Here is a 25,336-nt window from a genome sequence, read left to right on the forward strand (position 1 = left end):
TCGAACGGTTCGGGACGACGGAAAAGCGTGCCTGAACCACAGCGTGGCGCGCCGGAAAGTCGTTGTGGCAACTCCCGGCGCACCCGCCTTCACTTCACTCAGAAGTGCGCACGCACACCCAGCATCACGCGACGCTCGAACTGCGTGGTGTTGGCCACCTGGTCGGGCCACACCAGGTAGTAGCGCTCATGCTCGTTGGTCAGGTTGGAGCCTTGCGCGTACACCTCGACGTTCGGCGTCACCTTGTAGCTGACCGAGGCGTCGACGTAGAACGTGGGCGCCTGGTACTCCTCCATGCCCTGGATGCCGCCGAAGTTCTGCGACACGGCGCGCTTGGAGCGGTAGTTGCCCGCCACCCGTGCCTCGAACCTGTCGTCCTGATACCAGACGACCAGGTTGGCCTGCTTCTTGGAGTTGTCCTGGAACGGGATCTCGTTGCCGGCCAGGTCGGTGCCCGTGTTGCTGGGCGAGAAGGTGAAGTTGGCACCGACACCGAAGTTCGACCAGATGCCAGGCAGGAACTTGAAGTCCTGCTTCAGGCCGAACTCGAAGCCGTGCAGCCAGTTGCCGCCGCCCTGCACCGGCCCGTTGATCGACACGCAGTGGTTGCGCACCGTGCCATCCTGGTCGGGCAAGGCGCAGTTCTGCACGCTGCCGTTGTTGATGAAGCTGTCCACGTCGATGTAGAACGCGGCCACGCTGACCATGGTCGACGGGCTCATGTAGTACTCGAGCGAGGCGTCGTAGTTCGACGAGCGCCACGGGTCGAGGTTCGGGTTGCCGGAGGAGTTCCCGCCCAGCACGCGGAACAGCGTGGAACCGGGCGTGGAGGTGTCGATGCCGTAGTTCAGGGTCAGGCCACCGCCCCACTGGTCGAGGTTCAACGGCATCATGTTTTTCGAGTACGCCAGGCGCAGCTTGAGTTCCGGCGTGAAATCGAACGCCAGGTTCAACGCCGGCAGGTAGTCGGTATACGTGCGCGAGCTGCGGATGGTGCCGTTGTCCGCGGCCAGCAGGCCGTACGGCGCGGCGTCGCCCACCGCATGCTGGGTGACGTCCAGCGTGGTGCGCACCATCCGCAGGCCCAGGTTGCCGCTGATCGGTACTTCGCCGTCGCTGTCGAAATCGGCTTGCAGGTAGGCGGTGCGTTCCTTCAGGCGCACGGCCCAGGTACCGCCCGGATCGACGTTGCGCTGCTCGCCCGGATACAGCGCTTCCTGGAACGCGAGCGGGTTGTCCATCGCCTTGGGATCGAGGTTGTAGATGCTCACGCCGCTGACGCCGGCCAGGCCGTTGTCGTGGCGCATGTTGTTGCCGATGATCCCGGGCAGCTGGCTGGGGTTCTGCGCGGAAATGACGCCGGCACGGTAGAAGCCCTGCGCGTTGCCCGCGGTGCAGGCGCCGTCGATGCCGCCGCCATTCAACACCACGTCGGCGGCCTTCCAGCGCACCAGGCAACCATTCGGGTCGCTGGCACCGTTACCGGCATAGACCGGTGCCACCATGTTGAAGTTGATGTTCGACGCCGAACGGATGCTGCTGCGTATGCCGAAGTCGAGCTTGAAGCCGGAGTCATTGAAGCGATAGTGACCGTCGGCGCGCAGGATGTTCATGTTGCTTTCGCGCTCATGGTTGCCTTCGCTGGACACCGTCTTCAACGCGTAGTTGTTCGGATCGGACAGGTAGGTCTGCAATGCCTGCGGCAGCGTGATCGCGAGATGGTCGCCACGCATGTCGACGGTGACCGGCACCACGTTGGGCGCGAAGCCGTTCGGGTTGAACACGCGGTTGCTGCCCGGATAGATGAAGGTACCCGGCGGCGCCGCATCAACCGGATCGTTGGGCCACGCCGTGCCATCGGCGTCGGCGAACTGCACGTAGCTCTGCATCAGCGTTTCATGCGCGCTGGCCGTGATGCCGCGGACGCTGCCGGTGAAATTGCCGCCGTTGTCGTAATCCAGCTGCAGGTTGAAGTTGCGGGAGATGGTGTTGGTGACGTCGTTCTCGGAATAGGTCTCCAGGTCGCCGAGCCACTTCTGGTACACCTGCGTGGTGTACAGCTGCTGGTTCCAGCCTTCGTCGCCGTTGTACGCGCCCTGGATCGTTTTGCCGGTATCGCGCGCAACCACGGGCACGAACGTGCCGCCCATCCAGCTGGCCGAGTTGAGCTGGTAGCCGGTCTGCCGGTTGAACTGCTTCTGGCGGGTGAAGAACGCGTCGCTGGTGAGGGTGAAACCCGCACCCAGGTCGGCTTGTGCCGACGCGTTGATGCCCAGCCGCTTGCGCTCGAGCTGGCGGTCGATGGCGGTGAAATTCTGGCTGCCATAGAACGCATCGCCGGCGTTGCCGTTGCCGTTGACGTCGACATTGCCGCCACCCAGCTGATGGATGGCCGAGGGAATCGGCGCGGTGTTGAAGCCGCCGAGGAAGCCGCTGCCGTCGGTCGCGCTGGCCGCATTCTCGCCGTAGAACTTGCCGCCGTACTGGTCCATGCCGTCGGTGGAGTTCTCCAGGGTGTCATCGGAATAGGCGGCCGAAAGCAGCACGCCCCATTTACCCTCGTCGTTGAAGCCGATCAGGCCGTTGGCCTCCGGGTTCCACTTGTCCACCTTGGAGCCATGCGAACCGTCCGCGGCACCGGCGACTGTCCAGCCCGATTCCAGATCCCACGGACGGCGCGTGCGCAGATTGATCGTGCCGGTGATGCCACTGCTCAGCAGGCTGGCGGTGGGCGACTTGATCACGTCGGCACCGGAAAACAGCTGCGAGGGAATGTCGGTGAAGTTGGGTTGCACCGACACGATCGAACCGGCGGTGAGGAACGATTCGCCGTTCAGCGTGGTGCCCACCTGCGGCAGGCCGCGCACGTTGACCGAGCTGCCTTCGCCGCCGGAACGGTTGATCTGCACGCCGGTGATGCGTTGCAGCGAGTCGGCGATCGTCACGTCGGGCAGCTTGCCGATGTCCACGGCGGAAATGCTGTCCTGGATCGAGGTGGCGTTGCGCTTCAATTCCACCGAGCGCTGCTCGGAGGCGCGGATGCCCGCGCTCACCACCACGGCCTGGAGTCGCGTGGCGCGGCGTTCGTCGCCGCTTTTGGCAGTGGTATCGCTGCTCTGATCCGGTGTGCTCTGATCCGGTGTGGATTGCTGCGCTGGCGTGGATGCTGCAACGCCATTGGCGGGCGCCGCCCACACCGCTGCCGAGCATCCAAGGGAAAGGCTGGCGGCAACCGCCACCACCAGGGGTTTCATCGGGAAATTGCGGTAATTGAAACGGGTCATTTCTCTCTCCTCCGCGGTTTGAGCCGCATCCTGTTGTCGGGCCTTGTTATTGTGGTAACGCTACCTAATCAAGTGCTGACTTCCCCATCGGCGCAGCGAAGGTCGCTCACGCCTTCACGCACCGCCGCCCGGTCGGGCGACGGCATGCATGGCTTATGGGCCGCTGGCTTGCGGCGCGTGTGGTGCCGGGATGGTGGGCTTTCGTGCTTGCAGTGGCACCGATTGCTCGTGCACGTTCCATCCGCGCACTTCCACCTTGGCCGCGCCATCCAGCGCGGGCGGGTCATCGCCGGTTATGCTGATCTCACGGGTCTCGCCGGGCGCGAGGTTGAGATAGTTGCCGCTGTAGTAAGCCGGCAGTACGCGCTGGCCGTGTGCATCGACCAGGGTCAACCTGGTGCTGAGCGCCGCTTGCGGCGACGGGTTGTGAACCGCCACACGGATGCCGCCCGCGTCGCGTTGCGCCCGGACGTCCAGTCCCACCTGGGGCAAATCGCCAAGCTTCCGCAGGTCGGCCGGCTCGTGCGCCACCCAGTAGAAATTGCGCGACACCAGCTTGCCGCCGGCGTCATGCAGTTGCAGTTGCACGAACACCAGGTCGTGCTCGCTCGACAAGCGGCCGATGTCGGCCGTCGCCATCGTCACCGGCGTGACCGCGACGGCCGGGGCATCCAGCGTGGCGGAGCCGGTGGCCAGCTCGCGATGCCCTTCCCCATCGGGCGCAAAGACGTGCGCGGACACGGTCAGGCCGTGCAGCGGCGCGGCGGTGTTGTTGACCACCACGATGCGGTGATCGGGCAGGTTCATCTGCACGTGCACCGGCTCGGACGCTTCCTTGACGCCGTAGTAGGACGCCTGGGTGTCGTAGTCGCTGCTGTAGATCTGCCAGGTGGTGCTGGGCCAGGCCGGGTGGCTCATCCACAACAGCCGGCCGCTGTTCTGCGTCCACAGGCCCGCGTTCAGGCCCTCGAAGATCGCCCGGTAGCTGACGTAGTTCATCATCTGCGCCTTGCGCTCGAAGTCCGCCAGGCTGGTGGCCTCGCCAAACTCGGTGCGCATGGCGGCCATGAAGCTGCCCACGTCGCCGTTACCGGATTGATGCCAGTCGTGATACGCCCAGCTGTCGCTGATCGGCCAGCGATCGGCCGCGGGCATCATCGCCTCGAACGACTCCAGCGTGGGAAACGACGGCGTGCCCACCTCGACCGCAAAGCCCTTGGCCAGCGTGGTGAAGTACGCCGCCGGCGGCTGGTAGCTGTACGGGCCGCTGTTCCACAGATTGATGCGATTGGAGCTGGGCATGTACAGCCGGGTGCCGTCGAGGTCCGCGATCAACTTGTCCAGCCGTTGATTCAGCAACGGCTGCGGCACACCCTCGTTGCGGCCAAACCACAGCGCGACGCTGGGGTGGTTGCGGTAGCGCTTGATGGTGTCGGCGGCGTTGCGCAGGAACAGCGCATCGTCCTGCGGCTCCAGGTTGTAGTCCTGGGTGGACTGCCAGAAATCGTTGAATACCAGCAGGCCGTACTTGTCGGCCAGCTCGTAGAACACCGGCTCGGTACTCTGCCCCACCCAGTTGCGCACCACGTTGATGTGGGCGTCGCGTTGCAGCTTGAAGTACGGCTCCAACCGTTCGCGCGAGATGCGCTTGAGGAAATCGTCGGTGCCCCAGCTGCCGCCTTTCACCGCGATGCGCACGCCGTTGACGCGGAGAATCAGGTACGGCGCCAGCCGCTTGTCGGTCAGCTCGGTCACCGCCGGCGAATGTTCCGCCGCCGGCAACAGGGAATAGGCCCACGCGTCCGGCGTCTCGCGGATGCCCTTGTGGGTGACGTCGACCAGGCGTTCGCCCGGAGCGCTCGTCATGTCCGGCGTCACCAGCACCCGACGCAAACTGCCTTGCCGGTCGAACAGCGAAAGCTCGTAGCTGATCTGGCGGATGCCGAACTGGAACTGCGATTGATCGGACGTCTTTCCGTCCGTCGCGAAACTGACCTTCATGTCGTACAGGTACGGCTCGCCGTAGCCGTTCGGCCACCACAGGTGCGGGTGCTGCACCCGCAGCGCCGGGAACTCGGCGGGGCGCAGTTTTACCGTCGTGCCGCCGGGCGCCACGGTCACCGCCTTGTCCACGCTGACGTCGCCAAAGGCGATCCGCAGTTGCCCCTGGATGGGTGTGGCGCCGGCATTTTCCAGCGGTACGTCGACGTCGATTTCCGCCTGGTGATGATCCGCATCCGGCAGGCGGGTAACGACGTGGGTATCGCCTATCCGCACCGGGCCGGCTGCGCTCAGCACCACTTTCTGCCACAGGCCGGTATCGCGATCGCGGATCGCCGGGATCCAGTCCCAACCTTCGTTGGCGATGAAGGTGGGGCCATCCAGCGCCTCCATGCCGCCGTTGGGGCCGGCGCCGGCGCTGATTGATTGTTCGTGCGCCACGCCGGGATTCGGCGGCGGCGACACACGCACCGCGATCGCATTGTCCTGACCGGGCTTCAGCAAGCCCGTGACATCGAACTGCCCGCGGATGAAGGCGCCCACGACCTGCCCCGCGCGCTGCCCGTTGACCCACACTTCGGCGGCGTAGTTGATGCCGTCGAACGTCAGCCGCAACGGCTGGCCGGCAAGCCCGGCTGGCAGGGCGAACGTGGTGCGATACCACCAGTCGTGCTGATGCAGCGACTCGGGGATGGCCATGTTGTTGAGGCCGTACGCCGGGTCGGGATAGACGCCGCGGTCGATCAGGGTAGTCAGCACGGTGCCCGGCACCGTCGCCTTCATCCATGGCTTGCCGGCCGCGTAACCCGGCAGCGAAATGGCGGTGCCTTTTGCGCCGTCGAGTTCCGTGGCGGAAGCGAGCTGCCAGCGTCCCAGCTCCCACTGCCGCGCGCCGTCGGGCTTCAGGGCCATGCGATCGCCCGGCGCTTTTTCGGAAGGCGCGGAAAACGGCGCGCGACTCACCGGCAAGGTCGCTGGCGGCTGCGGCTCCACCTGCCCGGCCATCTGTTTGACCTGCACCGGCCAGTATGGCGAGGCGTCGGCATACCGGGTCAGCTGCGGATCGGGCGGCCGCTTGGCCATGGCCGCCAGCTGGCGGCTGTCGAGAGCGCCATCCTGCACGGTGAAACCGGCCACCTTGCCACCGAAGTGGTCCGCATCGGGCCATGGCGCGACGGGCGCGATGACCATCTTCGCGGCAACCGCGACCCGCGGTGCCGTCGTGGACGCCACCCGTTTGCCGTCCAGGTACAACGAGAAACCGTCGGCGTTGGAGACGGCCGCGATGAAATGCCAGTGCCCCGCACTCAAGGCAGCCGGCGATGACACGGTCGACGCGTTTCCCCACCAGAATCCCAGCCGACCGTGATCGATCAGGAAGTAGCGCGCCGCCCCGGCGGGATCGCCGAAACCGGCCAGCAATACTTTTTCTTGCGACACCTGCGCCGGATACACCCAGGAATGGGCGCTCCAGTCGGCCTTCGCGTCGAGCACCGTGGCGTGATCGGGCATCGGCGCATCGAGCCCGACGCCACCTTGCAGGACCTGCGCATTCCAGGGGCCGTGGACGGCAGCGGAAACCACCGGCACGACCATCCACAAGACGGCGGCCATGACGATGGCGCGTGCAACGCGAAATGCGTTCCCGGTCTCTCTGTTCAGCATTCCAGATCCTCCCCGGATCCTCGGCGTGTTGACGAGCTGCGTGACGCATTCGGCTGACGCTTCCCCATCGACCTCACGCGTTCCGCGGAAGGGAACGCGATGGAAGCGGCTCCTACATTCGAGTCACGAATCGCGGGAGCTTGGTAACGTTACCCGCCCGATATAGTGAAGTCAACTCGCTGAAGCGCAGTGGTCGGGAAGTCGGAAATCAGGCGGTTCCGCCACGGCTGACGGCGAGGAAAATCAGCGGGGCACGCCGCCTTGACGATTCAGACGGCCAAATCCTTAACGGGCACTCCTGGAGAGCAGGACGCCAGTCCGTTTTGTCGGGATTCGGGCAAGAACGCCCTCTTCCGCCCCGCGGGCACCTTGCCCCCAAACGGGGAGGAAGCTGGCACGCGCGGAACCGTTGGGAATCCTGGCGAGCCGTCATCCCGCGGGCCGCTTCCAGCAACGAAGCGGGTCAGGCGGGAATCACGACCAGAGCCACATCGCGCGGCCTTGCCTCAGAGCGCGCCGGGCTGGCTGGCATAGAACTGCTGCAGGAATGCCTGTCGCGCCGCACCGTTGTCCGCGGCGCTGTGCGGATGCGCATCGATGGTCTGGCGCAGCAGTCCACCGGCGGATTCGGTCGCTGCGGGCCACTCCGGCAGGCCCTCGCCGTTCGGGTTGCCGTGCTTGATGAACTGCGCGAAGTAGCCTTGCAGCATGCGCGACGTCTCGCGGTCATCCGTCGTCCACGCATAGACGGGATTGCCGTCGAGGTTGCCCAGCGCGTACTCGATCTCGGCGCTGTGCACCGCACCGGCATCGGCGGTTTCGCCCGCCGCGGGATGCCGCTTGGCCGGTCGCGGCTGGTCGTAGTAATAGAAATACACCGGTGCATTGCCGGTGTGGCGGGCCAGTTCCATCCAGCGCCAGGTGCTGTGCGCGATGAACATGTCGCCCGCCAGCGCGGTGCCCGAGCGCTTGACTGCCTCCTCGTCATTGCCCGGATACAGCGCCAGCGCACGCGGTGCCTGCGCGCCGAACAGGCGCTCGAGCGCGGCGCGGTAGTTGGCGGGCGCGGGGGCCTTTCCATCGAGCAGGCCGACATACGAACCTTCCTGCGAATTGCTGCCCAGCAGCAGCGGCACGGCGGCCTGTGCGCCGCGCGCGAAGGTGGCCGCTGGCGACTCGGTGAGGAAATAGCCGTCCACATCGGGTGCGAACCGGGGCGTGGACTTGTCCGCCGTGGCCTGCAGCAAGGCATCGGCGGGCATGGCGCGCAACGCCGCCAGCGAATCGGCGCCCACCTGCGCCATGAACTTCTCGCCGCGCTGTTGCGCCACGGCCAGCGACAGCGGCGCCAGCGGTGCGACCAGCGCGCCACTCTCGCCGATGGCACCGGCGATCACCTCCCTGGACAAGGGCGAGGCCATCAACGCGCTCACCGACATGGAGCCGGCCGACTCGCCACCGATGGTGATCTTCGCGGGATCGCCGCCGAAGCGGGCGATGTTCTGCCGCACCCAGTGCAGCGCCGCGTTCTGATCCAGCAAGCCGTAGTTGCCGGCCGCGTGCTGCGGCGATTCGGCGGCGAGCGCAGGCAAGGCCAGGAAGCCGAACACGCCCAACCGGTAGTTCACCGTCACCGTGACGATGCCCTGCGCGGCCATGCTGGCACCGTCGTAGCGCGGCTCCGACGCATCGCCCGCCACGTAGCCGCCGCCGTAGAAATACACCAGCACCGGCAGCTTGTTCCCGGTCGCTTGCGCCGGCGCCCACACGTTGAGGTAAAGGCAATCCTCGCTGACGCCGTCGCTGCGAAACACCATGTCGCTGAAGATGGGACGCTGCATGCAGCGCGGCCCGAAGCGCTGCGCCTTGCGCACGCCCGACCACGGCGCCACCGGCTGCGGCGGCTTCCAGCGCAACGCGCCCACCGGCGGCGCGGCGTAGGGAATGCCGTGGAACTCGTGCAGGGCGACGTCGCCCTCGGTGCTGCTGTTGCCGGCAATAGTGCCCGCCGTCAACGACACGGTGGGTGCCGTCGCGCCGGCGGGGAGCGCCGTGCAGGCCAGCATCATCATCGCCACGGCAGCGGCGCCACGGTGCAGCGGGTGGCGCCATACGGGAGAGAGTTTCATCGGCGGGGATCCTGATGGAGAGTCCCGGCAGCGTAAAACATTCTGGTGTGGACGGTAGCGTTTTCCATGGAAATGCGCGGCGAACGCCACTACGGGAGGGACGTCAGCGCCGGTGTTTACGATCTTCATCGCGGCGTGAAAGGCATCGCGACTGAAGTCGCTCCCACAGGCCTACAGTTGCTCGGCGGCTTGCGACGACAGCCAGTCGAACACGCGCTGGCGCCAGGGCCGTTCACGCCATTGCGCCAGCGTCAGCTCGTGCGAACGCGCGATGTCCTGGTCGATCACCTCGGTCATGTGCGCGGCGAAGGCGTGGTCGTAGATGTTGATGTTGGATTCGTCGTTGAGCTGGAACGAGCGGTTGTCGAAATTGGCCGAGCCGCCGATGGTGAGGTAGCCGTCCACGATCATCAGCTTGTTGTGGAACAAGGCGGGCTGGTAACGGTAGATGCGCGCGCCGGCCTGCAGCATCGCGCCCCATTGCGCCTGCGAGGCGTTGCGCACGATCGTGCTGTCCACATGCGGGCCGGGCACCACCAGCCGCACGCGCACGCCACGCTTCAGCGCATCGCGCAGTGCGGTGAGGGTAAGTTCGTCGGGCACGAAATAGGCCGCCTCCAGATCGATGCGGCGGCGGGCACCGTTGATCGCCATCAGGTACATCAGCTGCATGTTCTCGCTGCCGCCCTCGGGCGAACTGGCGAACGCCTGCACCGCCAGGTCGCCCCGCGCCGGTGTTTCGGGGTAGTAGTCCGGACCCAGCAAGGCTTCACCGGTGGTGGCCAGCCAGTTGTCCCCGAAGATGGCCTGCATCTGCGCCGCGGCCGGCCCATCCACCCGGAACTGCATGTCGCGCCAGCGATCCGGTTGCAGGCCGTTGCCCTCCCACGCATCGGCGATGCCCACGCCGCCGTTGAACGCCACTTCGCCATCCACGATCAGCAGCTTGCGGTGGGTGCGGTTGTTGATGCGGTCGAGCGAGTACCAGTGCAGCGGATGGAAATACTCGAAGCGCACGCCACCGTCGCGCAGTGCATCGATGGCGTCCTGTTTCATGCGGGTGGAGCCAAGCCAGTCGGCCAGCACATGCACTTTCACGCCGGCCCGCGCGCGTTCGGTCAAGGCCGCGATGAACCGTTTCGAGACCTCGCCCGACCAGTAGATATAGGTTTCCATGTTGATGCTGTGGCGGGCACTACGGATCGCCGCCAGCATCGCGGGAAAGATTTCCTCGCCGTTCTGGAAATCCGCCACCGCGTTGCCCACGCTGACGCTTGGCCCCAGCAGCGTGCCGAGCTCGCGCCGGAACTGCGCGCTTTCCACCGCACTCACATGGCCCAACCGCTGCTCCAGCTGGTTTTCCTGCGGCCAGACGTTGAGCAGGATGATGCCGGTCAGCACCGCCCCCAGCGCGCCGATCAGCATCCAGAGAAGGTGTCGTCGCCACCGAACCGCCACGGCCATCGTGCCCTTCCCCGGTGTGTTCATCGCTGTAGACGGCGCGCCATTTCCTGCCCCTCCGCGACGACTGCCGCCGCTGAAGGTGTGGATCTAGCAGGAACCAACCAACTCGTGCGCAAAGGATTGCGCCGCCTCCATGGCTTCGTCCTCGCTGGCAAAGTGCTCCGCCGGCACCGTGCGCAGCGAGCCGTCGGGGAGCCTCACGGTGGCGCTGAACAACCCGTCGTCCTGCCTGTTCAAAATCGCCGCGAAGGATTTGCCGCTGTCCTCGAAGGTACGTTCCTGCTGGACCTGGCTCATGGGGTGACCTCGCAACTCGATGGTGAAGGCACATCAATGCCACAGGCCCGTGGCAGGCAACGTGAAGAAGAGGCCTGCAGATACAGCGGTTTTTGTTCACGCCGTTGCAGCCGATCCACGACTACCCGTTAACTCGGCGCCCGATACGGTGAACGCCCACCCGTCAACGGAGCGTGTCATGTCGAAAGGTGACAAATCCTCCTACACCGACAAGCAGAAGCGGCAGGCGTCGCACATCGAGAAGAGCGAGAAGAAGGAAGGCAAGTCGGAGAAGACCGCCGAGCGCATCGCCTGGGCGACGGTGAACAAGCAGGACGGCGGCGGCAAGAAATCCTGATCCGCAAATCCTGATCCGCCGCGCCGCCTTCGCCCCGATGGATCGGCGGCTCAGCGCTCGTGCTGCAACGCGTAGTCGATCGCCGCGCATACCGCCGCCACCTGCGCGGCGTTGCATTGTTCGGGCGTCGCGCGCGGGCTGTCGGGGTAGACCTCGGTGGTGGTCTTGTAAGGCGCATCGGTGATGCCGGCGCACAGGCCCAGCGCCTTCAACGCATAGGCGATCACACCCGGCCCCACCACGGGCGAGCCGATGATCTCGCCGCGGGCATCGGCCGGTGCGATGTGGGTCACCTTGGCCACGGCGTCGATGATGGCCTGCTGAAACGCCGGCTGCGGATGCTCGCTGTCATCCACCAGATAGAAGCCATCGGGGATTTCGCCGGGCACGTACGCCACGCCATCGCGGGCGGCCAGCGCGGGGCGGAATTCCGACTCGTCCGTGTCCGTGGTTTCGTGCAGGTCGACGTGCACCAGCACGCGATCGCGGAACGGCGCCACCAGGCGCATCAGCGCCGCCGACTCCTGCGCCGGGCTGTTGTCGCGAAACGAGCGGTTGGGATCGAGCGCCCGCATGTTCCATCGATGAATCCGCTCGTAGCCCCAGGGGCTGACGCACGGCACCACCATCAGGTTGGCCTTGCCCGCGTAATCCGCCGCGTGCCGGTCGGCGAATTGCAGCGCGCCGTGCACGCCACTGGTCTCGTAACCGTGCACGCCGCCGGTCACCAGCACGCAGGGCAACGCCTCGCGCCAGTCGCGGCTGCGGATGGCCAGCAGCGGGTAGCTGTCCGGCGGGTAATCCAGCTGGCCGTAGGGGATCACGTCGAAACGCGAACGCAGCGCGTCGACGGCATCGAGCACATCGTCCCGGTAGCTGCGCTGGACGCGCTGGCGCGACTGCCAGGTCGCCACTTCCGCCTCGCCCCACGGACGGCCGGGCGTGCCGATGGGATAGGTTGACTGGCTTGTCGTCATGCGCATGCTCCCGGCGTGGAAAGCCACGCACTGTAGCACCGGGTGCGGAACCGCCGGGTCAACGTGGCGGCGCGGCACCATGCTCTTCGCGTCGCCGGATGGGCTAGATTGTTCGACGGGAATCGCCGCGCGGCGCGGGTGATGGAACCGGCATGAACGAACAACTGCTTTTCAACGTAGTGGATCTGGCCGGCACGTTCGCCTTCGCGATCAGCGGCGCCACCGCGGCGCGACGCTGCCAGCTCGACCTGTTCGGCATCCTCGCCATCGCCTACATCACCGCCTGCGGTGGCGGCATTGCGCGCGACGTGATGATCGGCGCGATCCCGCCGGCCGGCCTGTCCGACTGGCGCTACCTGCTCACCGCGGTGATCGCCGCGCTGTTCACCATCGCCGCGTATCCGTGGGTGGAACGGCTGACCTACCCCGTGCGCCTGTTCGACGCGATGGGCCTGGGCCTGTTCGCGGTGTACGGCGCGCACAAGGCGCTGCTGTTCGGCCACAACGCGGAGGTGGCGGTGCTGCTGGGCATGGTCACCGCGATCGGTGGGGGCATGGCGCGCGACGTGCTGCTGACCCGCGTGTCGATCGTGTTGCAGAAGGAGATCTACGCACTGGCGGCGCTGGCCGGCGCCGCCATGACGGTCATCGGCGAGCGCCTGGGCTGGCCGCCGGTGTGGGCGACGTGGTTGCCGATCCTGTTCTGCTTTTCGCTGCGTTTCCTGTCCCTGCACCGCCACTGGAACCTGCCGCGGTTCGGGCGCGATCCGGACGCCTGACGATATCTCAGAGCTTGTCGGGGCCCTGGCGCAGCCAGCGGTCGATCATCGGCCTTTCGTAGCGCAGCGAGTCGTTGTCGCTGATGCCGGCGTGGTCCATGAAGGACATGTCGCGCAGAATGCGGCTGCCCTGGCGCAGCACCTTGCCGTCGGCGCCATACAGCGTGAAATCCAGATCGATCCGCGGCGGATAGCGGCTCTTGATGATGCGGATATTGCTCAAATTCGGCCCGTGCCAGGGCTCGTATTCGCCGGCCAGGTCCACGTCCGTCACCGTGATGTCCAGCCGCTGGCCCGGCGCCAGGATGCGCGACGCGCGCTGGGCGATGTAATCCTTGAGCGGGTTCAGGTAACCATTGGCATCGATCGGATGCGCGAACGCGCTGCGCTTCGTCTCGGTGAACAGCTTCGGGTCGGTGTAGTGGACGGTGACGTTGGTCGGTGGCGGCGGCGGTGGCGGCGCCGCACGCACGCTGGCGCAGGCAAGCGTCAGCACGGCAAGGGCACTGAGCAGTGGCGCGGGGAAAAATTTCATGGCGGTCTCCCGAATCGGGTCAACACAGCGTCCGGCGGGGAAAGCGCTGAGGCGCGGCCGGGCCCGGTCAGTATACGTCCGTTCCCCGCATGCCCGATGAATCCGCACCGTCGCCAAACACCTTGGACGCAGGCGCATCCTCCGCGGCCCGCCTGCTCGCCAGGGGACCGGCCCACCCACCAGGGGCAGGACCGGCCACTTGCCTCGGATGGCTACCGCTGCGTCTGGTCGCGGCATTCCAGCGGCAGCAGTTTGGCGGGGACATCACCCGCGCAGGACCAATGCAAGGCGCCCTCGGTCACGTAGGGCGTGAGTTGCAATACGTGACCCTGCAGCGGTGGCTTGGCGAACCCGACCGCCAATACGCCGTTCTCACCCAGAGTAATCGTCGCGGTGCTCTGGTTGCCCACGAACGGGGGCATGTTCATCTCTTCCATCGACGCGGGCCACTGCTGGTGGCTCGCGCCGTACCGTGCCACGGCATCGCGATACGGCGCACTGTCCGTCATCGCCGTGCGTGACGCCACACGGCCCGTATAGTCCCGGTAGGCGGGTAGCGCGATGGCGGCCAGGATGCCGATGTAGGCGACCACGAACACGCCGCCACCGATACCCAGCCCCGGCACACGCGGCATGAACAGGCAGATCAGCCAGGCGAATGGATTGCGCCGACCCAGCACGGGTTGGCGTCGGTCGGGCAGCGCGTGCAACCACGCATGGCGCTTGTTCAACCACGGATAGTCGCCAGCCAGTTCATGCAACGACATCCAGAAACCCGGTGAAGGCGCGGCGCTCGCGCTGTATTCGGCCAGATTCACCGAACGCCAGCGCCGCTTGCCCGCCGCCAGCGCGACCAGACCGTATTGCGCATCCTCCGGATGGTCACAAACGGCGAGGCCATGGCGATCGCAGGTGTACTCGCGCGCCCGCGAGTAGGCCGCGCCGATCAGTGGCAGGAACAGCGCGGGGGCCAGCACCGTCGACCAGGTCTGGTGGTTCTGGCGCAAGTGGCCCAGCTCGTGCCCGATGTAGAAATTCAGCGCGTCGGGCCGATCCTCCATGCTGTCGACCACGTCCGACAGCAACACCACGAAACTGCGGCCGAGGAATTTCGTCGCGAACGCATTCAACACGCCGTTGCCGTTGACCAGATAGGCCTCGGGCACCGACATCCCCAGTTTCGCCGCGCACTGCTGCAGGCGCGCATGCAGGTCCGGGAACTGGCGCGCGTTGATGGGAATGGCATTGCCCCGCAGATGCGCTATCAGGGCGGAATGGGCGACCAGCGCAAACAGCGCGAACGCCAGCAGATACAGCAGCGCGATACCAAAGGTGCCGAGTATCAGCACCAGCCAGATGACAACGGACAACACGAGCGCAATGACGCGCAACGTCGCCTCGTTCCTGTAGACGAGTTCGTTCACCTGATTTTCCCCTGTTTTGGCGCATCCCCGACGCGCCATCGAAGTCTACCTAACCCGCAGCAATAAGGGGGCATTGCCCGAAACCTTGCCACGGCCTGCACGCGGGGCGGACCACACTCGCCGTTGGTCCGGCTGCCCGGCGTTTCGATCCAGCTGCCGCCCGGACACCCGCGCCACCCACCCGGAGGATTCCACCATGCAAAAGTCCCTGTTCAAACTCGCACCGCTGGCCATCGCCGCCATGCTCGTCTTCTCCACCGCCGCCACGGCCAAGGACGTTTCCCTCAGCGGCGATTTCGCCGGTGAGCACGGCGCCGCCGGCCAGCCCTCGGGGCATGTGGCGGCCACCCTCGACACCACCACACACCAGCTCAAATACACCATCGACTACAGCGGCCTCAGCGGCCCCGTCACCATCGCGCACTTCCATGGGCCGGCCAAACCCGGCGTGGAAGCCGGCGTGATGAAACTCATCCCCGGCCCGTACAAGACCGGCATGAGCCATACGGTGACCATTGACGCCGCAACCCAGTCGGCCATGCTCGACGGCGCGACGTACGTGAACCTGCACACCAAGGCGCACCCGAAGGGCGAGGCGCGCGCGCAGATGAAGGTCGACGAATCAGCGGGGATGTAGCGCACCACGGCGGATCGACACGCCGCGAGCATCCCGTATGTGGCAACGGGGCGAGTCGCCTGCCGATTCGCCCCGCTTCACCGACCGCCGCGCGACTGATGGACCAGGATGCGGAAGTAGATCAGGTACAGCGCCGTCGCGCCCAGTGGCAACGCATACCAGGCGTACGACCTCCCGTCAGCGCCGTGCCAGTGCAGAAACAGCACGATCACCGCGCTCAACGCACACGTGCCGGGCAGCACAAACAACGACAGGTCCAGCAGCCTTGTCTGCGCCCGTCGAAAATTGCCGCCATTGACCAGGCCGCCGGCGGAAAAGGCGACCAGCATGAACAGGTAGAAGGCCAGCATCAGCTGCCCGAACGTACCCAGCAAAGTCCATCCGATCGACATCGCCACTCCCCTGACCCGGTACCCACGTCCGACTGGCGAGCCGGACCGTTCTTCATGCTTGCGCCGCCCGCCCGATCAGGCCGGCGCGGCACTTTCCGCCCGGTTGCGGCCGTGCTGCTTGGCGGTATACAGCGCCGCATCGGCACGATGGAACAGGCTTTCGGCCGTATCGGCCGGCGTGACGCTGGCCACGCCGCAACTGATGGTGATGGGCAGGTCATCGATCAACGGCGCGCGTGCCACGTGCGCGCACAGCGCATGGGCCTTGCGCAGGGCGTCGTCGAGCCCCGCCTCGGGCAGCACGATCACGAACTCCTCGCCACCCCAGCGACCCAGCGTGTCGCCATCGCGCAAGGCCTGCCGTGCGCGCAACGCCAGCGCCTTCAGGGCCCGATCGCCCACCGGATGACCGAAGCGGTCATTCACGTCCTTGAAGTGGTCGATGTCGATCATGATCAGCGCGAAGCCGCTGCCGTAGCGCTCGAAGCGGGCGAGTTCGTAGCCAACCACCTGCGAGATCCGTCGCCGGTTGGGCAATCGGGTCAGTTCGTCGGTGTGCGACAGCGTCGCCAGTTCGTCCATCGTCAACTGCGCCACCTGCAGGCGCTGCTGGTAGCTGGAGAAGAAATACAGCGCCGCCACCAGCACCGCCGAAACCATGTGCAACTGGATGGTGAAGTTGGCGGACCGCGGCGACGGCGACTGCAGCAGGTAAGGCAGGCTGATCACCAGGAACAGCGCCATGATCCCCAGCGAAATGCGCAGGCTGGACTTGTGCCCGGCCACGATGAAGGCGAACACATAGATCACCGGAATCCACAGATACAGCGGCTCCAGGTCAATGCGGCCGCCGTAGGAGGGGAAGTACAGCCGCAGCACCATGCAGGCCGCGCAGATGCCGGTGGCAAACAGCAGGCACATCATCTCGACCACCCGCTCGGGCAGCATCCGCCCGCTGACCGCCGCAAACATCAACGGGTGAAAGACGAGGTTCGCCACAAACACGTCGCGCAGCGCCGGTGAGGAGATGCCGCCCAACGCCATCAGCGTCCAGGCCAGCACCGTGCTGATCCAGGCCAGGCTGAAAATCGCCAGCATCACGACGCGCTTGCGCTCCCGGCCGGCGTAAGGTTCCGGCCGGCGCTCGCCGTTCGGGGGCGGCGCGGCAGCGTCGATATTCAGTGGCATCGGGATACGTTCGCACGGCATGCGGAAGGGCCATGCATCGTCGATCGCCGACAGTCGCGGGGGACTGACAAGTGCGGCGCGACTTCGGTCATCCTGGTGTCCCCCGTTGCCAAGTCGATGGCGACGCCGCCCGATGGCGACCACAGCCACGGGCGAAGCATGCCTTCCGGCCGCGAAAAAAAACAGCTTGCGCGCCGCGCATCCCTGCCTGGCGCGCGGCGGAACGGTGCAGCGTGGGCCTGCGCCACATCGACCGCGCAAGGCGGGAAATCAGGGCGCGCGCGGGTCCAGCGCGGTCGGCGTGGTGTTCACCAGCGGCACGAAATTGTCGTCCGGGGTCACCTCGCGCTTGCGGCGGGTGAAGCGGTACAGCGCGTAGGCGGCCAGTGCGCCGTCGAGTACCGCGAACCACACGAACAGCAGCTCCGGCCGCAGCAGATACATCAGCGCGCCGGCCAGCAGCGGCCCCACCGCCGAGCCGACGCCGTTGACCAGCAGCACGGTGCTGGAGGCCGACAGCAATTCGTCGCGGTGCAGGTAATCGACCAGGTGCGCCACGGCGATCGGATACAGGGTGAAACTCATGCCGCCAAAGACGAAGATCACCACCATCGCCACCGCCCCGCCGGCCGCCGGCAGCAACAGGTTGACCACCGCCGCCAGCGCCGCGACGACGCTGATCAGCGACAGCGCGAGGCGGCGGTCGATGCGGTCGGAAAAGCGCCCCAGCGGCCATTGCAGCACCACGCCGCCGGCAATCGCCGCGCTCATGTAAGTGCCGATGTCACCCGCCCCCAGCCCACGCGCAGCGGCGTACAACGGCAGCAAACCCCAGAACGCGCCGAGCACCAGTCCGGAAATGAATGCACTGACCAGCGCCGTGGGCGCCAGCCGGAACAGGCGCCTGACCTGCACCTTGGGCATCGAACGCAGCTGGGGTTGCGGCTGGGTGGTCAGCACCACCGGCAGGCTGGCGGCACAGAACAGGATGGCGACGACACAGAACAGCACGAAGCCCTCGCCCGGGATGCGCAAAAGCTGCTGCGCGGTGGCGCTGGCCGCCAGGTTCACCATCATGTAGACCGCGAACACCGAGCCGCGATGTGCCGGCTCGGCCACCGCGTTGAGCCAGCTTTCGATGATCGCGTACAAGCCGACCAGCAGCAGGCCCTGCAGCACGCGCAGCACCAGCCACACGCCGTAGACCGGATCGAGCGCCTGCACCAGCACCACCACCGCCACCAGCGATGTGCAGAACGCAAACGTGCGGATGTGGCCGATGCGATGCGTCAGCCGCGGGATGGTGTAGGTGCCAAGCAGGAACCCGGCGTAATAGGCCGACGTCAGCACGCCGATCATGGCCACGGAAAACCCCAGCGCGCGCCCCTCCAGCGCAATATGCGTGTGCAGCAGGCCGACTCCCATCAGCAGGAAGACGGTACTCAGCAGCAGCGGTGTCGCGGTGCGGATGGTGGACAGCATGAGGTAGGCAGGCGATGGGCAGTGCGCGCTGTACCGCCCATGGCAGGCTTTCGACGGCGACGCGGAAAAGGGGAGCAGAGGCAGCCGGATGATCCGGCCCACCCCTACCTTACAGGACAGGCCGCAACGGCCTGGGCGGCGTCGGCATACGGGTTTCGTCCGCACAGCTTAGGCCGCCGCGCGGCAACCGGGACTGAACTTTTGGCGGACGCCCCGGGCGCGCCGGAGCCTAGTTGCCCGCCGTGCTGCGGCCGAGCGTGGCGGCGCGATTCAGGGCCGATTCGGCCGCGCGCTCCTTGCCCAGCTGCTGATAGGCATGGGCCAACCCGGTGAAGAAGCGGGGCTCCTTGTCGTACAGGCGGATGGCCTGGCGGTAGTGCTGCGCGGCCGCCTCGTAATCCCCCTCCCTCGCCGCGCCCTCGGCCTGCACGAACGCGAAGTAGGGGTCCTTCGCCTGGATCTTCTCCAGCCGCCGTGCGTAGGTGGCGCGTTTCGCCTCCTCGCCGCCGTCCCGGTAAAGCGTCACCAGGTTGACCAGTGCGCTCGAGTTTTCCGGATCCAGTGCCAGCGCCTTCAGGTAGTCGCGTTCGGCGGTTGCGCGGTCGCCCTTGCGCAGGCTCAACACGCCCGCGTTGGCCCAGGCGCTGGGATAATGCGGGGCCAGTTGCAACGCCATCGCCATGTACGGATCGGCCACGGCGGGCGAGGCGCCCACCAGCAGCTCGGCGGCACGGTTGTTGTAGTACAGCGCCAGCAGGTGCTTGTCGGTAATCCGCTGGGGCGGGCTGCGCGCCACAAGCAGATCCCGCGCCACATCGATCGTGTAGTGCGACTGACCGATCAGGATTCCCGCGTTTACGTGGTTGAAGCCGTAGACGATGTCCCGCTCCGCGCGCCACGACACGACGTCGACAAGTTCCTGCCCATAGGCATCAAGGCCCGCTTCGCGCGCCAGCGCCACGGTCAGCAGGGTGAAGGTGAGGCAGTTGGCCTTGCGCGTGCGATACGCCTGTTCGACGGTATACGTGGCGTCGACCGCGTACTCCATGCCCAGGCCGGTCTTCTTGAACAGGAAACCCGCCAGCCGCTCCAGTCGTGATCGCCGCGAGCCGCCCCCGTCAATCACCTGCGCCTGCAACTGCGTGCGCAGCTCGGGCGGCAGCGCCATGACCTGTTCGGGGCGCGGCATGGGGGGCAACACCGGCGTTACCGGCGCAGTCGAGGCAACAGTCGAGGCAACAGCAAGCAACGCTGCGTACGCCAGAATGACCATGTCGAAACCTCCACGCCTGGGGAGGGGCGGGAATGGTTACTGGGGTCAGTCTAACCCTTTCGATGGCGTTGGCTAGTGCTGCCACGAACGGGCCGGCAGCCGCCGAAAACCGGGCCATCCAGCCCGCCGGACCAGCAGATCGACACGCCAGCGCAACATGACCTGGGCGGCAAAAAAGCAGGGGCGGCGCGCGACTTCCGGAAAAGCGCGCCCCGCCCCTGTCGGGATGTCACAGATGACCTGCCTGCAATCAGCCGGCGCTGGCCTGCGCGTTACTGGCGCTGCCGGCAAAATCCACCACCAGGGTGACACGGCGGTTGGAGGCGCCCGCATCGCGCGACTGGCCGCGATCCACCTGGCGGTTGCTGTCCTCGCCATAGCTCACCGCACGCAACTGGTCGGCTGACAGGCCGGTGCCTACCAGGTAGTCACGCACCGCCTTCGCGCGTTGCTCGCCCAGGCGATGGTTGTAGCTTTTGGAGCCAGCGGGGTCGGCAAAGCCTTCGACGGTGACGGTCGCGCCGGGATAATGACTACTGATGACCTTGGCGAAATCATCCAGCAAGGGTTTGTCCTGATCGCGCACGGTGGCGTCGTTGAACGCAAAGTGCGCCGCGGTATCGACCCGTACCCGGCCGCCCATCTGGACGATCTGGGCGTCGTATTTCGCGAACCGCTGCTGCATTTCCTGGGTCAGCGAATCCAGCTGTTGCTGTTGCTTCTGATCGTTGGCTCGCAACTCGGCGATTGCCGAATCGAAGTCCGCCTGTTTCACGTAGTGGGTGCAGCCACCCAGCGCCACGGCCGCAATAAACAGCGGAACGGACACCTTTCGCATCGTCGAGTTGATCATGGCTTCTCCTCGGGTAAGGAGCCGGTGACTTCAGACACAGACGCAGCCATCGGCTCGGGCGTCGTCCAACCTAGCATCGCCACGCCGCGGAAATATTTACATTGCCTGACTCGGGGAGCCGCGATCGGCAAATCCTGAACCGGGCCCGAAAATGCGCATTGGCCGTGCCGGACCGGCAAAAACACCGCTCCACCCGCCTTGTCCGAGATGCACGCCGGGCTGATGGCCCATCCAGCGCAGCCGCTGGAGACGTCTAGGCGGCCGGGGGAAGAAGCCCCGGCACGGCCACCTCGGCGGCGGCCGCGTATTTGATCACCATGAAGATCATCAACAGCATCGCCAGCAGAACCCCGATGGCACCGATACCGAGAAACGGCTCAAGCGCCGCTTCGGACGCCGCATTGCCATAGAGCAGCAGCAGACCGGCAAGCAGGACCACCGTGGCGGCCTGATGCAGCACGAACTGCGTCCGGGCAATGGCCCTGCGCGGCCGGTGCAGCCAAAGCCGGTGGATCAGCCCGTATACCAGCGACACCACGAAACCCACCAACAGGATGTGCGCGTGCGCCACGTACTCCGCATGATTCTTCGACGCGGCCATGTAGATGCCCACGCCCATGCCGACCACGGCATAACCCAGTGCCCACACCAGATACTTTCTGTCGAAACCCATGACGCTCCCCCAACCCCGGATGCACGCCGGCCAACACGGGCCGACCGCGGTCGTCCATCAGACTCGTCGCTTGCAAACGGCAGCGGGCAGGACGCCCGGCAAGTGTACGCACTTCAAAATGCGGCAGCGTTCATGGCGTTGGCGGCTTTCCGCTGCCGCTTCATGCCGGGACGAAGCCGGCCTGCTCGGTGTGCATCTCGATGCGGTTTCGGCCGCGGTGCTTGGCCTGGTACAGGGCCGCATCGGCCTTGGCCATCAGGGCCGGCAACACGTAGCCGTTGCCGTCGCTGGAGGCCAGCCCGAAGCTGGCCGATATGGCGCCTTCGACAATCTGTTCGTCGAACAGGGTGGTGGCGATGGCCGCGCGTATCCGCTCGACGATCGCCATCGCATCGCCCAGCGAGCACTCCGGCAGCACCAGCCCAAACTCCTCGCCGCCCAGCCGTCCAAACACGTCGATGGAGCGCAGATGGGTCTGGCACAGGGCCACGATCCGGATCAGCACGGCATCGCCCGCCGCGTGCCCGTAGGTGTCGTTGATGCGCTTGAAGTGATCCAGGTCGATGACCACCACGCAGACGTGGCGCGAGGATTTTTCCGCGTAGCGCAATGCCTGTTCGGCCTCCCACACGAAATGCTGGTGGTTGAGGATGCCGGTGAGGCTGTCGCGGCGCGCCAGCTTCTTGAAGCGCAGCTGCGAGCGCTTGAGCCGGATCAGCCAGAAGCCGATCGAGGCGAGCACGACCAGCAGCAAGGCCAGGTAGAGCCGGCTGGCCTCCATCGCCTTGCGGTCCAGCGCCTGCTGCAACTCCAGCAGGCTGTTCTGCTTGCCCAGCTCGGCCACCTGCAACTTGTGGATGGCCAGTTGCTGGTGAACGGCGTGGTAGGCCAGCGCGATGGCCTGGGTGTTGTTGACCGAGCGGAACTCCACGTCCTTGTAGTGCCGGTAATAGTCCAGTGCGGCGCGGTAATCGCCGGCCTTGTTCTCCACTTCGTAGAGCACCCGATAGACGTTTTCCGACAGCCCGTCGAAATCGCCCTTGGCATCCATCGCCAGCGCCGCCAACGCCCACCGTTTCGCCGACACCACATCGCCGCTGACCCAGTACGCGTAACCGAGCGTGCTGCGAAGCACATAGACATGCGCGCGGTAATTCTGCGCAATGACACCCGGCGTTATGCGCTTGAGCAAAGCCAGCGCCGCGCCGGCATCGCCCACGTCCGCCTGCCGCCGGGCAAGATCCAGCTGCACCGTATTGGCGTAGATCGGCTCGCCGGCCGCGACACAGGTGTCGATCGTCTTGCGGTAGACCGGATCGGTGGGCGGCAGGTCGCCCTTGGCGTTCAAGGCGCCGAACAGGTAGACATAGGGCCGGCAGAGCGATTCGCCCGGCGGCGTGAATTGCTCCATCTGCCGGGCATACTCGGCCGCGGGCTCCGGCTGCTCGGCCGAAGCCATCAGCTGGGACAGTTGCGACAGCACCACGTAAGTCGCGTGGCGGTCGTGCAGCCGCGGCAACACGGCCGACAACTGCTCGGCCAGCGCAAAAGCCTCGTCATAGCGGTGCTGGATCGCCAGCATGTTGAGCAACATGCCGTTGGCCAGACTTTGCTGATCCAGGCCACCGTGGGCAACGACCTCGCGAAGCAACGGCTCGGCCTTCGCATACTGGCCCTCGAACAGCGCCTCCCACGCATCCAGCAGGCGCAGTTGTCCTTGCTGGTCGGACGACAGCATCGCCTGGCGGCGGTGGAGCTGGTCCAGCATCTGCAGAAAGCGCGGGTGATCCTTCGCGCGTATCGCCTTGGCCTGCGCCAGCAAGGTTGCCGGATCCACCGCCGGCGCATCGGCCAGGCTCGCGGTGCCGCAAAGAAGCAGAGCGATGGCCAGGCCGAACACGCCCAGGCGTCGCCGCCACGCGATGGCTGGTGGATTACGCGCCATGGGGCGTCTGGTGTGTGGCGGAATCCCCGCGCCGTGCCCGCGGACCGCCCACCGGAAACGTCGCACCGGCCACGACCATCCGACGTCTCCTTGCGCTGGTCCGATTCGATGACCTCATGCGGCCCCTGCCCCGATGCATCCCCGCACCCCGGGTTGTGTCGCCCATCTTACCCAGCCGTCGCCATAAAGCGCAGCACGCCGCATCGCCGTGGGGCCGGCGGCGGCGGGAACTGGCCTGACACCGTGTTTTGTTTCATGCTCAGCCGTTCGGGCGGCCGCCGGTGCGGAGCGGGAATCGTCGCTACACCCTGACCCGCGATCAGCGCTCCCGTCCTTGCTCACCCGACCATCCACCGACTACCCAAGGGGACATCCCATGCGTCATCTCATGACCGTCGGCCTGTGCGCGCTGGCCACCGCCTTCGCCGCCGCGGCGCCAGCGAACGCCGCCGACCGGGCGATCCGGCTCACCGTCGATGCCGGCAAGCCCGGCGCTACCATCGATCGCCACCTTTTCGGCCAGTTCGCCGAACAGCTCGGCCATGGCATCTACGGCGGCATCTGGGTGGGCAAGGACTCCGCCATCCCCAACACGCGCGGCATCCGCAATGACGTCGTGGCCGCGCTGAAGGCGATCAAGGTGCCGAACGTGCGCTGGCCCGGCGGCTGCTATGCGGACAGCTACCACTGGCGTGACGGCATCGGCCCCGAGCGCACCACGCGCGTCAATACGGCCTGGGGCAACGTGGTCGACTCCAACGCGTTCGGCACAGACGAGTTCATGGACTTCGCCCAGCAGGTCGGCGCCGAGGCTTATATCTCGCTCAACGTCGGCTCCGGCAGCGTGGCCGAGGCGCAGGACTGGATGGAGTACATGACCGCCGACCAGCCCACCACGCTGGCCAAGCTGCGCGCCGCCAACGGCCACCCCGCGCCCTACCGCGTCGCCATGATGGGCATCGGCAATGAGAGCTGGGACTGCGGCGGCCTGATGACGCCGGACGAGTACACCGCCGAGCTGCGCCGCTACGCCCGCTTCGTGGGCAGCTACAACGCGAAGGAGCCGTCGCTGAAAATCGCCGTCGGCCCCGGCACCGACGACACCGCCTGGACCGAAGCGGTGATGAAAACCTGGAAGGAACGCCACGGCTGGTCGTTCGACATCCAAGGCCTGTCGCTGCATTCCTACACGATCTACGACGGCTGGCCGCCGCACATGCCGTCCACGAATTTCGACGAATCGGCCTATGCGCACGTGATCAAGGAAACCCTGAAAATGGGCCCGCTGATCGACAAGCAATCGGCCGTGATGGACAAGTACGATCCGCAGAAAAAGATCGCGCTGGTGGTCGACGAATGGGGCGCATGGCTGGCGCCGACGCCGGGCACCAACCCCGCCTTCCTGATGCAGCAGAACAGCCAGCGCGACGCCATCCTGGCGGCCCTCAACATCAACATCTTCGCCCGCCACGCCGACCGCGTGCGCATGGCCAACATCGCCCAGATGATCAACGTGCTGCAGGCGATGATCCTCACCGACGGCCCGAAGATGGTGCTGACGCCCACCTACGACGTGTTCAAGATGTATGTGCCGTTCCAGGACGCCACCTTCATCCCCGTCAGCTATGACGCCGGCTCCTACGTGCACGGCGACACCACGTTGCCGCGCCTCGACGCCATCGCCGCCAGGGGTAAGGACGGCAAGCTCTGGTTGTCGCTGACCAACCTCGACCCGAACCATCCGCTGGACGTCGACGCCGCCGCGCTTGGCTTCAAGGCGACATCGGCAAACGGCCAGACCCTCAGCGCGCCGAAGGTCGACAGCGTCAACACCTTCGATCATCCGCGCACCGTGTCGCCCAAACCGATCAGCGGCACGCTGAAGAACGGCGCCATCGTGCTGACCCTGCCGCCCGCGTCGGTGACCGTGGTGTCGCTGCAGCCGTGACCGTGCGGGGCCGCTCCATCGCGGAGCGGCCCCGTTCGGATGCATCATGCGGT

18 protein-coding genes and 1 pseudogene are annotated in these 25,336 nt (G+C 66.3%); 4 read left to right on the top strand and 15 right to left on the bottom strand.

Annotated features, from left to right (window positions below; genetic code table 11):
• Nucleotides 1-98: 98 nt before the first annotated feature.
• The 5 genes from ASD68_RS16035 to ASD68_RS16055 all read right to left on the bottom strand — a co-directional run bounded on the left by ASD68_RS16035 (nucleotide 99) and on the right by ASD68_RS16055 (nucleotide 10,840).
• A complete protein-coding gene (locus tag ASD68_RS16035) occupies nucleotides 99-3,284 on the bottom strand; it encodes a TonB-dependent receptor (protein ID WP_056608586.1) in 3,186 nt (1,061 codons plus the stop codon).
• Between the two features lie 153 nt (nucleotides 3,285-3,437).
• Nucleotides 3,438-6,899: a LamG-like jellyroll fold domain-containing protein gene (locus ASD68_RS16040; RefSeq protein ID WP_235578771.1), complete on the bottom strand. Its 3,462-nt coding sequence runs from the start codon at nucleotides 6,897-6,899 to the stop codon at nucleotides 3,438-3,440.
• Between the two features lie 557 nt (nucleotides 6,900-7,456).
• Entirely contained in the window at nucleotides 7,457-9,079 is a 1,623-nt protein-coding gene (locus ASD68_RS16045; RefSeq protein ID WP_056608588.1) for a carboxylesterase family protein, read from the bottom strand.
• 171 nt (nucleotides 9,080-9,250) lie between these two features.
• Nucleotides 9,251-10,543 (bottom strand): phospholipase D-like domain-containing protein, encoded by a 1,293-nt coding sequence (locus ASD68_RS16050; protein WP_056608590.1) that lies wholly within the window; start codon nucleotides 10,541-10,543, stop codon nucleotides 9,251-9,253.
• Between the two features lie 87 nt (nucleotides 10,544-10,630).
• The gene (locus ASD68_RS16055) at nucleotides 10,631-10,840 is read right to left on the bottom strand and encodes a hypothetical protein (protein WP_056608593.1); all 210 of its coding nucleotides are present in this window, start codon (nucleotides 10,838-10,840) and stop codon (nucleotides 10,631-10,633) included.
• A gap of 178 nt (nucleotides 10,841-11,018) precedes the next feature.
• Between ASD68_RS16055 and ASD68_RS17155 the strand changes: the two are divergent.
• Nucleotides 11,019-11,174: pseudogene (locus ASD68_RS17155) on the top strand (HupB); the annotation flags it as partial.
• Nucleotides 11,175-11,227: 53 nt separating this feature from the next.
• Here the strand turns inward: ASD68_RS17155 and ASD68_RS16065 are convergent.
• Nucleotides 11,228-12,154, bottom strand: a complete 927-nt coding sequence (locus tag ASD68_RS16065) for a M14 family metallocarboxypeptidase (protein WP_056608787.1) — start codon at nucleotides 12,152-12,154, stop codon at nucleotides 11,228-11,230.
• 152 nt (nucleotides 12,155-12,306) lie between these two features.
• Here ASD68_RS16065 and ASD68_RS16070 point away from each other — a divergent pair, with 152 nt between their 5' ends.
• The gene (locus ASD68_RS16070; protein ID WP_007080380.1) at nucleotides 12,307-12,933 is read left to right on the top strand and encodes a trimeric intracellular cation channel family protein; all 627 of its coding nucleotides are present in this window, start codon (nucleotides 12,307-12,309) and stop codon (nucleotides 12,931-12,933) included.
• A gap of 7 nt (nucleotides 12,934-12,940) precedes the next feature.
• Here the strand turns inward: ASD68_RS16070 and ASD68_RS16075 are convergent, their stop codons facing one another.
• Together ASD68_RS16075 and ASD68_RS16080 are read right to left on the bottom strand one after the other, a co-directional pair.
• Nucleotides 12,941-13,468: a DUF3016 domain-containing protein gene (locus tag ASD68_RS16075; RefSeq protein WP_056608595.1), complete on the bottom strand. Its 528-nt coding sequence runs from the start codon at nucleotides 13,466-13,468 to the stop codon at nucleotides 12,941-12,943.
• Between the two features lie 212 nt (nucleotides 13,469-13,680).
• Entirely contained in the window at nucleotides 13,681-14,892 is a 1,212-nt protein-coding gene (locus tag ASD68_RS16080; protein ID WP_007080382.1) for a M48 family metalloprotease, read from the bottom strand.
• Between the two features lie 196 nt (nucleotides 14,893-15,088).
• On the opposite strand from ASD68_RS16080, the gene ASD68_RS16085 reads away from it, so the two are divergent.
• On the top strand, nucleotides 15,089-15,529 hold the full coding sequence (locus ASD68_RS16085) for a CHRD domain-containing protein (protein WP_056608598.1): 441 nt from the start codon (nucleotides 15,089-15,091) through the stop codon (nucleotides 15,527-15,529).
• A gap of 77 nt (nucleotides 15,530-15,606) precedes the next feature.
• Here the strand turns inward: ASD68_RS16085 and ASD68_RS16090 are convergent, their stop codons facing one another.
• The 7 genes from ASD68_RS16090 to ASD68_RS16120 form a co-directional block, all read right to left on the bottom strand.
• A complete protein-coding gene (locus ASD68_RS16090; protein ID WP_156458444.1) occupies nucleotides 15,607-15,921 on the bottom strand; it encodes a hypothetical protein in 315 nt (104 codons plus the stop codon).
• Nucleotides 15,922-15,996: 75 nt separating this feature from the next.
• Nucleotides 15,997-17,109 carry a GGDEF domain-containing protein gene (locus tag ASD68_RS16095; protein ID WP_056608604.1) on the bottom strand — a complete coding sequence of 371 codons (1,113 nt, stop codon included), beginning with the start codon at nucleotides 17,107-17,109 and terminating at the stop codon, nucleotides 15,997-15,999.
• A 270-nt stretch (nucleotides 17,110-17,379) separates the two neighbouring features.
• Complete coding sequence (locus ASD68_RS16100) at nucleotides 17,380-18,591, bottom strand: MFS transporter (protein WP_007080386.1); 1,212 nt, start codon at nucleotides 18,589-18,591, stop codon at nucleotides 17,380-17,382.
• A gap of 229 nt (nucleotides 18,592-18,820) precedes the next feature.
• Nucleotides 18,821-19,780: a transglutaminase-like domain-containing protein gene (locus tag ASD68_RS16105; RefSeq protein WP_082546112.1), complete on the bottom strand. Its 960-nt coding sequence runs from the start codon at nucleotides 19,778-19,780 to the stop codon at nucleotides 18,821-18,823.
• Nucleotides 19,781-20,114: 334 nt separating this feature from the next.
• Complete coding sequence (locus ASD68_RS16110; RefSeq protein ID WP_056608610.1) at nucleotides 20,115-20,717, bottom strand: OmpA family protein; 603 nt, start codon at nucleotides 20,715-20,717, stop codon at nucleotides 20,115-20,117.
• A gap of 253 nt (nucleotides 20,718-20,970) precedes the next feature.
• Entirely contained in the window at nucleotides 20,971-21,390 is a 420-nt protein-coding gene (locus tag ASD68_RS16115) for a hypothetical protein (RefSeq protein WP_056608614.1), read from the bottom strand.
• A gap of 160 nt (nucleotides 21,391-21,550) precedes the next feature.
• Entirely contained in the window at nucleotides 21,551-23,335 is a 1,785-nt protein-coding gene (locus ASD68_RS16120) for a GGDEF domain-containing protein (protein ID WP_056608617.1), read from the bottom strand.
• A gap of 376 nt (nucleotides 23,336-23,711) precedes the next feature.
• Between ASD68_RS16120 and ASD68_RS16125 the strand changes: the two genes are divergently transcribed.
• Nucleotides 23,712-25,283, top strand: coding sequence for an alpha-L-arabinofuranosidase C-terminal domain-containing protein (locus tag ASD68_RS16125; protein ID WP_056608621.1), 1,572 nt, complete (start codon nucleotides 23,712-23,714; stop codon nucleotides 25,281-25,283).
• Nucleotides 25,284-25,336: the final 53 nt, after the last annotated feature.

The organism is Rhodanobacter sp. Root627 (assembly GCF_001427835.1).
Classification (GTDB): Bacteria; Pseudomonadota; Gammaproteobacteria; order Xanthomonadales; family Rhodanobacteraceae; genus Rhodanobacter; species Rhodanobacter ginsenosidimutans.

Excerpts from the sequence above, each read along its gene's own strand:
- ASD68_RS16065 (WP_056608787.1), bottom strand. The coding sequence starts at position 12,154 with ATGACGACAAGCCAGTCAACCTATCCCATCGGCACGCCCGGCCGTCCG.
- ASD68_RS16110 (WP_056608610.1), bottom strand. The coding sequence starts at position 20,717 with ATGATCAACTCGACGATGCGAAAGGTGTCCGTTCCGCTGTTTATTGCG.
- ASD68_RS16055 (WP_056608593.1), bottom strand. The coding sequence starts at position 10,840 with ATGAGCCAGGTCCAGCAGGAACGTACCTTCGAGGACAGCGGCAAATCC.
- ASD68_RS16075 (WP_056608595.1), bottom strand. The coding sequence starts at position 13,468 with ATGAAATTTTTCCCCGCGCCACTGCTCAGTGCCCTTGCCGTGCTGACG.
- ASD68_RS16120 (WP_056608617.1), bottom strand. The coding sequence starts at position 23,335 with ATGGCGCGTAATCCACCAGCCATCGCGTGGCGGCGACGCCTGGGCGTG.
- ASD68_RS16095 (WP_056608604.1), bottom strand. The coding sequence starts at position 17,109 with ATGCCACTGAATATCGACGCTGCCGCGCCGCCCCCGAACGGCGAGCGC.
- ASD68_RS16035 (WP_056608586.1), bottom strand. The coding sequence starts at position 3,284 with ATGACCCGTTTCAATTACCGCAATTTCCCGATGAAACCCCTGGTGGTG.
- ASD68_RS16105 (WP_082546112.1), bottom strand. The coding sequence starts at position 19,780 with ATGCCGCGCCCCGAACAGGTCATGGCGCTGCCGCCCGAGCTGCGCACG.
- ASD68_RS16045 (WP_056608588.1), bottom strand. The coding sequence starts at position 9,079 with ATGAAACTCTCTCCCGTATGGCGCCACCCGCTGCACCGTGGCGCCGCT.
- ASD68_RS16090 (WP_156458444.1), bottom strand. The coding sequence starts at position 15,921 with ATGTCGATCGGATGGACTTTGCTGGGTACGTTCGGGCAGCTGATGCTG.
- ASD68_RS16040 (WP_235578771.1), bottom strand. The coding sequence starts at position 6,899 with ATGGCCGCCGTCTTGTGGATGGTCGTGCCGGTGGTTTCCGCTGCCGTC.
- ASD68_RS16070 (WP_007080380.1), top strand. The coding sequence starts at position 12,307 with ATGAACGAACAACTGCTTTTCAACGTAGTGGATCTGGCCGGCACGTTC.
- ASD68_RS16050 (WP_056608590.1), bottom strand. The coding sequence starts at position 10,543 with ATGGCCGTGGCGGTTCGGTGGCGACGACACCTTCTCTGGATGCTGATC.
- ASD68_RS16085 (WP_056608598.1), top strand. The coding sequence starts at position 15,089 with ATGCAAAAGTCCCTGTTCAAACTCGCACCGCTGGCCATCGCCGCCATG.
- ASD68_RS16125 (WP_056608621.1), top strand. The coding sequence starts at position 23,712 with ATGCGTCATCTCATGACCGTCGGCCTGTGCGCGCTGGCCACCGCCTTC.
- ASD68_RS16100 (WP_007080386.1), bottom strand. The coding sequence starts at position 18,591 with ATGCTGTCCACCATCCGCACCGCGACACCGCTGCTGCTGAGTACCGTC.
- ASD68_RS16115 (WP_056608614.1), bottom strand. The coding sequence starts at position 21,390 with ATGGGTTTCGACAGAAAGTATCTGGTGTGGGCACTGGGTTATGCCGTG.